The sequence below is a fragment of the Polaromonas sp. P1_G1 genome (genome assembly GCF_056405595.1).
Map to the genome: position 1 here is coordinate 1 of NZ_JBFUBU010000085.1, position 8,366 is coordinate 8,366.

Annotated in this window: 9 protein-coding genes; 3 read left to right on the forward strand and 6 right to left on the reverse strand. The window is 61.4% G+C overall.

Features of this window, described 5'->3' with window-relative positions:
• Positions 1–202: 202 nt before the first annotated feature.
• Positions 203–1,237 carry an SDR family oxidoreductase gene (locus AC1D1Y_RS25380; protein ID WP_477684789.1) on the reverse strand — a complete coding sequence of 345 codons (1,035 nt, stop codon included), beginning with the start codon at positions 1,235–1,237 and terminating at the stop codon, positions 203–205.
• A gap of 203 nt (positions 1,238–1,440) precedes the next feature.
• Here AC1D1Y_RS25380 and AC1D1Y_RS25385 point away from each other — a divergent pair, with 203 nt between their 5' ends.
• A complete protein-coding gene (locus tag AC1D1Y_RS25385) occupies positions 1,441–2,325 on the forward strand; it encodes a DMT family transporter (protein ID WP_477684790.1) in 885 nt (294 codons plus the stop codon).
• Between the two features lie 2 nt (positions 2,326–2,327).
• On the opposite strand, the gene aroC is transcribed toward AC1D1Y_RS25385, so the two are convergent.
• From aroC to AC1D1Y_RS25405, 4 genes are all read right to left on the reverse strand, one after another.
• Positions 2,328–3,425 carry a chorismate synthase gene (gene aroC, locus AC1D1Y_RS25390; protein ID WP_477684791.1) on the reverse strand — a complete coding sequence of 366 codons (1,098 nt, stop codon included), beginning with the start codon at positions 3,423–3,425 and terminating at the stop codon, positions 2,328–2,330.
• A 156-nt stretch (positions 3,426–3,581) separates the two neighbouring features.
• Positions 3,582–4,169 carry a hypothetical protein gene (locus AC1D1Y_RS25395; RefSeq protein ID WP_477684792.1) on the reverse strand — a complete coding sequence of 196 codons (588 nt, stop codon included), beginning with the start codon at positions 4,167–4,169 and terminating at the stop codon, positions 3,582–3,584.
• Positions 4,170–4,203: 34 nt separating this feature from the next.
• A complete protein-coding gene (locus AC1D1Y_RS25400; RefSeq protein ID WP_477684793.1) occupies positions 4,204–4,650 on the reverse strand; it encodes a hypothetical protein in 447 nt (148 codons plus the stop codon).
• Positions 4,651–4,744: 94 nt separating this feature from the next.
• Positions 4,745–5,218 (reverse strand): hypothetical protein, encoded by a 474-nt coding sequence (locus AC1D1Y_RS25405; RefSeq protein WP_477684794.1) that lies wholly within the window; start codon positions 5,216–5,218, stop codon positions 4,745–4,747.
• 191 nt (positions 5,219–5,409) lie between these two features.
• On the opposite strand from AC1D1Y_RS25405, the gene AC1D1Y_RS25410 reads away from it, so the two are divergent.
• The gene (locus tag AC1D1Y_RS25410; protein WP_477684795.1) at positions 5,410–5,832 is read left to right on the forward strand and encodes a cupin domain-containing protein; all 423 of its coding nucleotides are present in this window, start codon (positions 5,410–5,412) and stop codon (positions 5,830–5,832) included.
• Between the two features lie 302 nt (positions 5,833–6,134).
• On the opposite strand, the gene AC1D1Y_RS25415 is transcribed toward AC1D1Y_RS25410, so the two are convergent.
• Positions 6,135–6,791 carry a glutathione S-transferase gene (locus tag AC1D1Y_RS25415; protein ID WP_477684796.1) on the reverse strand — a complete coding sequence of 219 codons (657 nt, stop codon included), beginning with the start codon at positions 6,789–6,791 and terminating at the stop codon, positions 6,135–6,137.
• 161 nt (positions 6,792–6,952) lie between these two features.
• On the opposite strand from AC1D1Y_RS25415, the gene AC1D1Y_RS25420 reads away from it, so the two are divergent.
• Positions 6,953–8,173 carry a polyhydroxyalkanoate depolymerase gene (locus AC1D1Y_RS25420; RefSeq protein WP_477684797.1) on the forward strand — a complete coding sequence of 407 codons (1,221 nt, stop codon included), beginning with the start codon at positions 6,953–6,955 and terminating at the stop codon, positions 8,171–8,173.
• Positions 8,174–8,366 lie beyond the last annotated feature (193 nt).

Genomic DNA, 8,366 nt, shown 5'->3' on the forward strand with positions numbered 1-8,366 from the left:
GAGACCCCGCTTGGCTCGAGCACCGCAGGTTGCCCGTAGCGAAGCGTAGGGACCCAGACTGCGGGTCGCCTTTCTTTTGCTTACTTTTCTTTGGCGAAGCAAAGAAAAGTGAGTCGCCGCCGGGCGACCCCGGCCAGCAACCCTCAGCAGCGAGCGCACCGCCGGAGCAAAAACCAGCCCCGCCCCGGAAGAGGCAAAAAAATCAAACCGCTCCAACACTCCCAGTAACAGGCAAAACAATCCCGGTGATATAGCTCGAACACACCGGCGACGCCAGGAACACATAAGCAGGAGACAGCTCTTCAGGTTGCGCGGGCCGCCGCATGTCGGTCTTCTTGCCGAAGTTCTGGACCATGTCGGCCGGTGAGTCGGCCGGGTTCAGCGGCGTCCAGACCGGGCCGGGGGCCACGGCGTTCACACGTATGCCTTTGTCGATCAGGTTGCTGGCCAGCGCTTTGGTGAACGCGTGGATGGCGCCCTTGGTCGCTGAATAGTCGAGCAGCTTGGCGCTGCCCTCCAGCCCGGTCACCGAGCCGGTGTTGATGATGCAGGAACCTTGCTTCAAGTGCGGCAACGCCGCCTTGGCCATATGGAAGTAGCCGTAGACATTGGTGCGCAGGGTTTCGTCAAAGCGTTCCTCCGTCAGGTCTTCCAGCGACTCGGCATGCTCCTGGAAGGCGGCGTTGTTGACGAGGATGTCAAGCTTGCCCAGCGACTTGACGGTTTTCTTGACCGCTTCGCGGCAGAAGGCCGCGTCCTTGACGTCGCCCGCGATCAGCACGCAGCGCCGGCCTTCGGCTTCGATGCAGCGCTGGGTCTCTTTTGCGTCGTGGTCAGAACTGAGGTAGGCCACGGCGACGTCGGCACCTTCGCGCGCGAAGAGCACGGCTACGGCACGGCCAATGCCGGAGTCGGCGCCGGTAACCAGCGCGGTCAGGCCCTCGAGCTTGCCGCTGCCTTTGTAGCCCGGCGCCATGAATTGCGGCTTGAGTTCCATTTCAGCTTCCAGGCCCGGCTTGCGCAGGTRCTGCTTCGGCAGCGGCGGCTCGGGATAGTCCCGCAGGCCGGCTTGCACGGCTTTTTTCTGCTTGCCGGCAGTGGCTTCACGCTCGGCACGCTTGGCCTCGTCCTTGCTGTCCTGTTCGCGCTGGATTTTTTGCTGTTTGGCGGTGACGGGCTCCGCGCGTGCGGATGGGCGCGTGGAGGACGTCCGTGAAGAGGGAGTGGTTTTGGGCATGGCGCTTCCTCAAAAGTGGATGGGTGAAAGTGGATGGGTGAAAACCTCCATTTAGGGCGGCCCGGGCCGGGTGCTGTGTAGGAAAGATTCGCGCCTTCACCCCAGCCATGCCTTGCGGCCGCTGCAGCGTCGGGCCGAATCTTGCACAATCAAGCCAGCCATCTTTCCCATCGCCGCTTTTGTTGCCGCCCGCGCGGCGTTTCATGCAAACCCGACACTTCCTCCAGCTCATCGCGATGTCCGCCCTCTGGGGCGCATCATTTCCCCTGCTGCGTATCGCCAGTCCCGCCCTGGGGCCGTGGGTGGTGGCGGCCACCCGCTGCACCCTGGCGGCGATCGTGCTGGGCCTGCTGATGAGCAGGCTGCGCGGCCAGTGGCCGCCACGCGAGGCGTGGCCCCGGCTGGCGCTGCTGAGCATGCTGTCGGTGGTGATTCCTTTTGTGCTGTACAACTGGGCCGCGCTGGTCATTCCCTCGGGCTATTCGGCGGTGCTCAATGCCACGGCGCCGCTTTTCGGCGTGATGGCCGCCGCGCTGGCGGGCGAGGAAAAACTCACCCGCATCCGCCTGCTCGGCTGCGCGGTCGGCTTTGCCGGTGTCACGCTGCTGGTGCAGCTGGGCCCGGTCGCCGTCACACCCCGGGTGGTGCTGGCGGCGCTGGCCTGCGTGGCCGCGTCGGCCAGCTACGGCTTCGGCGCCATCCTCATGAAACGCGCCACCATGGCCTATTCACCTCTTCCCTCGTCAGCGGTGGTGCACATTGCCGCGGCCCTGATCCTGGTCATACCGGGCGGGATCGCCGCGCCCTCGGCCGTCCTGACGCCGGGCGCCGTGGCGGCCGTGACGGTGCTGGGTACGCTGACCTCGGGTTTTATGTACTGGATCAGCATGCGGCTGATGCGCGAGATCCCGGCCAGCGCCGCCACGTCGGCGGCCTTCATGATCCCGCTGTTCGGCGTGACCTGGGGCGGGCTGTTTCTCGGCGAGCCGGTGACGGCCAGCATGCTGCCCGGCTGCGTCCTGGTGCTGTCGGCCACCGCGCTGATCACGGGCTTTAACCCGTTTCGGGCTGCGCCGCCCGAGCCTTGAAATTACTTCTTTGAGCGGCTGATATCAGGCGTCGTAACGACGACATCAGCGTTTTGCGCACGCTGGCGCAGCGCATGCTCCATCACCACCAGCGCCAGCAGCGCTTCAGCGATCGGCGTGGCGCGTATGCCCACGCAGGGGTCATGTCGGCCCTTGGTCACCACTTCGGCCGGATTGCCGGCCGTGTCGATCGACTGGCGCGGCGTGATGATGGAACTGGTCGGCTTGATCGCGATCGAGACTTCCAGGTCCTGGCCGGTGCTGATGCCGCCCAGTACACCGCCGGCATTGTTCGACAGAAAACCTTCCGGCGTCAGTGAATCACCATGCGTGGTGCCGCGCTGCGTGACGCTGGCGAAACCGGCGCCGATTTCAACGCCCTTGACCGCATTGATGCCCATCATGGCAAAGGCAATTTCGGCGTCCAGCTTGTCGTACAGCGGCTCACCCAGGCCGACCGGCACGCCGGAAGCCGTGACGCGTATGCGCGCGCCGCAGGAGTCGCCGGCCTTGCGCAAGGCGTCCATGTAGTTTTCAAGCTTTGACACGTCGGCCACCGGCGCAAAAAACGGGTTGTTCGGCACGTGCTCCCAGGATTCGAAGGGAATGACTTCATCGCCGACCTGCGTCATGCAGCCGCGAAACACCGTGCCGTATTTTTCGAACAACCATTTTTTGGCGACGGCACCGGCCGCCACCGTGGGCGCCGTCAGCCGCGCCGACGAGCGGCCGCCGCCGCGCGGGTCGCGCAGGCCGTATTTGTGCAGATAGCTGTAGTCGGCATGGCCGGGGCGGAAGGTCTCCAGGATGTTGCTGTAGTCCTTGCTGCGCTGGTCGGTGTTSYGGATCARCAGSSMGATCGGCGTGCCSGTGGTCTTGCCCTGGTAGACGCCGGAGAGGATCTCGACGGCATCGGGTTCATTACGCTGGGTCACATGGCGGCTGGTGCCGGGACGGCGGCGGTCCAGGTCGGCCTGGATGTCGGCCTCGCTCAAATCCATGCCCGGCGGGCAACCGTCAATCACGCAGCCAATGGCCGGGCCGTGGGATTCACCGAAATTGGTGACTGCGAATAGGGTTCCTAGGGTATTTCCGCTCATGGGGGGATTATCCCAGAGGGGCCGAATGGTCACAGAGACAGACTGATCCAGGCCCGTCGTTGGCAAATCTGAACACACCCCGGCGTGTGGGGAGCACTGGCTTTCTGGCGGTAAGGTCAAACCGATGCCGAAGGCAGCCGGGTCCTGAGTGACGGCTTAGCCGGCCTTTTTCGGCTGGAAAGTTACAGCGGAAAAATCGCTGCGCCAGAACATTGCCGATGTTATTGGGGCGCCCCAGGATTCAACGTAGGCAAGCACATCGCTCCGCTGCAATCGTTTCCGCTTTAATCGCAACTGATAGTTTTCCAGGTTTTCGAAGGACAAGGGCTCTCCTTTTTGATAGAAGTCCCAGCCCGGGTTGTCACTCATGACGCGCACAAAGCGCAACAAAGCGCCTTTGGAATAAGCGGAAAACTCGTTGAGAGCGTCCTTCTTGCAATCATCGGCGGTGCTTCGAATTGACACAACGTCAAAACGAAACGTCGACTGCGCATAGGCAGGCAYGTAGCCGTCTCCCGCAGACAGGTGCGGCATAAAAACCGTTAGCCCAGGCGCGTTAACCGGTGACCAGAGAATGAGCGGCGGCGCGTCTTTCTCCTCCGTGTACGGCTGTTCGGGCAAGACAAACGGGGTTGGGCTGCTATGAACCCGCATTGGCGGATAGCGATCAAACGCCTGTGCAACCTCGGCCACCGGTGCCTTGATCACAGACAGATTGAAGAATGGTCGATCCAGAACAGACATGGCGCGAACGTTTGGTTGCTTGCCGGCACTGCGACTACGCGAACTCTCCGTGGCGCAGTGCAACTTCGCCCTGCAGAAGAACACGCAATGTGAACTTGAGCGGGAAAACCTGAGACTCTTTGATGCGCAGCGCGGCCGCAACCGCCTTGCGTTCTTTTTTTGCTTGCGGGTACTCGGCCGAGGGAACGAAGATGTGGTCGTTTTCATGCAGCAGCACCCCATGCCCAAACTCGAGACCGCCAGCCGTGGTCACGCCAACAAAGCCGGTGAACATTTGGCCCGAGGAAGCAAGGAAATCAGCAGCAACGGACAGGGCGTAAAGGTCTGGACCCATCATCTTCGCCGGATAAGGGCGAACCCAGGTTTCGTCCTGCTCTTCATCCCCTTCCTCGTCGCTTGCGAACTCCCAGATGGGAAACGCGATGAGGTCTTCCGGCTGGAGTTGGTCAATGGGCTTTCGGGTCTTTAACGATGGAGGCATGTACGGTATTTTCTACGGTGAAAGTGTCGACAAAACCGATCAAGCCGGCACTCGCTTGAAGCAGGGTCAGGCCTCTGCCTCGTAAGGGGACGCTCTAGCTATCGAAGCCCAGCATTCCCGCCGGCTGACGGTTCAGATAGTCACAGCGCCACAAGCGAAACTCGTCTGGCCCCTCGAATTCAATCATTCCATCGTTCGGGCGTTGAGCCCAGGCCAGATTGAGAGCGCTCACTTTGAGTTGCTTCACTTCTTCGGCCCATCCCCTGAGGTGCCTCCGCGTGGCGAGTTCTGACTTGACGAAGTTTTCCACCAATGCGAGAAAATCTTTGGCGCTGCAGGCAATGGATTCGGCATGTTCAATCAGCCGTGGGTCGGGTGAAATCACGGTGGCCGACTTGTCCCAGTTCCCAGCGATGAAGATGCGGAACGGCAGGTGGGCGCTGTTCTCCGCCGTCATCCAGCACTCGTCGTCTTTTGAGTAATCGAGCGTGCCCAATACGGCATTGGGTACAGAGAGCGTTACAGGTCTCTGCTCCCCCTTGAGGAAACGAATGAGCTTGGGCCACATGTCAGACGCCTTGGAATCGTATGGGTGGTGGTTTAGACGTTCCTGAACTATAGCTTTGCAACCGGCCACCCTCTTTATCGCCCTGGCTATGCAGCCAGCGGTATAGCGCGTGCCACACACTCTGGAACACTTCATGCTTGCTGCACCGCACCAATCCCGAGTTGGATGTCTTGATTGAACAGGAGCACCCCATGCTGGACCGCACCGCGACCAAGTTTTCCCACGTCAAGCCTGGTGACACGCAGTTTGTCTCCGGTGGTTTGCGAGACTTTTTCCTGTACCGCGACCTTGGCATTGCCGACGCGACCCACGGCAAAGTCATCGCGCACCTTGTGAAGGCCAATATGGCACCAGAAACAGGCACGGGATGGCACCGTCATGAGGCAGATTTCCAGATCGTGATCATGGTCAAGGGCTGGGCGCGCTTTATGTACGAAGACAAGGAAACCCTGGTCGAAGCCGGCGATGTGGTGCACCAGCGCCCGGGCATCAAGCACTTCCTGTTCGACTACTCCCCCGACATGGAATACCTGGAAATCGTCGGGCCGGCGGATTTCAAATCCATAGACGTAGACCCCGTCTGCGAAATTCCACCTCCAACACCCTGGAAATAACCACCGCCCCAAACCCGAACAGGTTCCCGAATCCGTTCCCGAACCCGCTTGCCCCTTGTGTATGCGCCGAGGAGCGGAGGTCCAGACGGATCAGGGCAAAAACTTGTTTGAGCGAAGCGAGTTGTTTTTGACCCCGTCTGGACCGAGCACCGCAGGTTGCCCCGGAGCGAAGCGCAGGGGACGCAGGAACCAGGGTCGCCTTTTCTTTGGTGACTTTCTTTTGGCGAAGCAAAAGAAAGTTACTGGCCGCCGGGCCACTCCCGGCCAGCAAGCTTCAGCAGAGAACTCAGCCCCAACAAGCCTCAGAACTCAGCATCAAGTTCATCAATGTCATCCGGCTCCTTCTTAGCCGCAGCAACCCACTCCTTCATAGCCGGCAACTCCATAACCCGCTTGCAATAAGCCATACAAGCCTTGTCCAGCGCCACGTCGTAAGTGAGAAAGCGAGTGACCACTGGCGCATACATCGCATCCGCCACCGACAGCTGTTTGCCGAACAAATAAGGACCGCCATAGGAAGCCAGGCATTCCTTCCAGATCTCCAGCACCCGGTCGATGTCAGCCTGCGCACGCGACCAGACCTTGAAGTTCGGGAAATGGGCCTTGAGGTTCATCGGCAACGCGGCGCGCAGCGAGGCAAAGCCCGAATGCATTTCGCCGCAGACCGCGCGGCAATGTGCCCGCACCTTGACGTCCGCCGGCAACAGCTGCGCTTTGGGCTTGATTTCATTGAGGTATTCGGCAATGGCCAGCGTGTCCCAGACTTTGACGCCGTCGTGCTGCAACGAGGGCACCAGCATGCTGGACGACAGCAGCAGCATCTCGGCCTTCATGGCCGGGTCGTCGGGGGAGATCACTTTTTCGGTGAATTCCAGCCCGGCAAATTTCGCCAGCAGCCAGCCGCGCAGCGCCCAGGCGCCGTAGTTTTTGCTGCTGATCGTCAGGACTGCCTTGGCCATGAGATTGCTCCTTGAACCGCAAAGTTGGTCCCCATTACCCGGGGGGTGACCAACCCTCCGCAAGGCTTGTGCCAGCGCGCGGGCAGCCGGTGACGACTGGCCCGTAACTTGCCTGCATCCCGGTTACCTGGGCCACAAGCCCGAACCAAGCCAGGAAACCCATGCTTTACCAGGCCTACCAACTCCAGTCCGACCTGATGTCGCCGCTTCGCCTGCTGGCCCAAGGCGGCAGCGCGGCGCTCTGGCTGGGCAAAACCGAGGGAAGCCTGCTGCGCAAGTTCTCGGCATCCATGGAGGTGTTTTCGCGCCTGCGCCTGACGCATTCACGCCCGGCCTACGGCATCACCTCGGTAAAGGTGGGCGAGCGCGAATTCGCGGTTACCGAAGAGGCCGTGCTGTCCATGCCCTTCGGCACCCTGCTGCGCTTCAAAAAAGAAACCCCGGCCGATCTGCCTTTCCAGCCGCCGGTGCTGCTGGTGGCCCCGCTATCGGGCCACTTCGCCACGCTGCTGCGCGAGACCGTGCGCACGCTGCTGCAGGACCACGACGTCTACATCACCGACTGGCACAACGCGCGCGACGTAGCCCTGCGCCACGGTGCCTTCGCGCTGGACGACTATATTGACCACATGATCCGCTTCACCCAGGCCATAGGCCCGGGCACGCATGTGGTGGCGGTGTGCCAGCCCTGCGTGGCGGCGCTGGCGGCGACGGCCATCATGGCCGAAGACGACGATCCGGCCCAGCCGCGCAGCCTGACGCTGATGGCCGGCCCGGTGGACTGTCGCGTGAACCCGACGGGCGTCAACACGCTGGCCACCAGCAAGCCGATCGAGTGGTTCGAGAAAAATTTGATCAGCCATGTGCCGCTGCCGCACGCGGGTTACATGCGGCGTGTCTACCCAGGCTTTGTGCAACTGAGCGCCTTCCTCAGCATGAACCTGGAACGGCATAAAAAATCCTTCCAGGATATGTACCAGCACCTGCTCGACGGCGACGTGGAAAAGGCCAACATCATCCGCGTGTTCTACGACGAATACCTGGCCGTCAACGACCTGCCSGCSGAGTTCTAYCTSGARACCGTSGAGAAGGTSTTCCAGACCTACGACCTGCCGCTGGGAAAGCTCAGCTACCGCGGTCGCCTCGTGAAACCCGCCGCCATACGCCGCACCGCGTTGATGACGGTGGAGGGTGAGCGCGACGACATCTGTTCAGTCGGGCAGACGGTGGCCGCGCAAGACCTGTGCACCGGGATACGGCCTTATATGAAGACTCATCATGTGCAGACGGGGGTTGGGCATTACGGGGTGTTCAGTGGGCGTAAGTGGAATCAGCAGATTTATCCGCGGGTTAGGGAGATGATTCATTCCAGCCTTGGCTGAAGCCGGGTCTTGCTCCGGCCTGCGCGCTCTCTGCTGAGGGCGGTTGGCCGGGGGTAGCCCGGCGGCTACTCACTTTTCTTTTGCTTCGCCAAAAGAAAAGTAAGCAAAAGAAAAGGCGACCCTGGTTGCTGCGTCCCTTCGCTTCGCTACGGGCAACCTGCGGTGCTCGGTTCAGGCGGGGTCTCGCTAAACT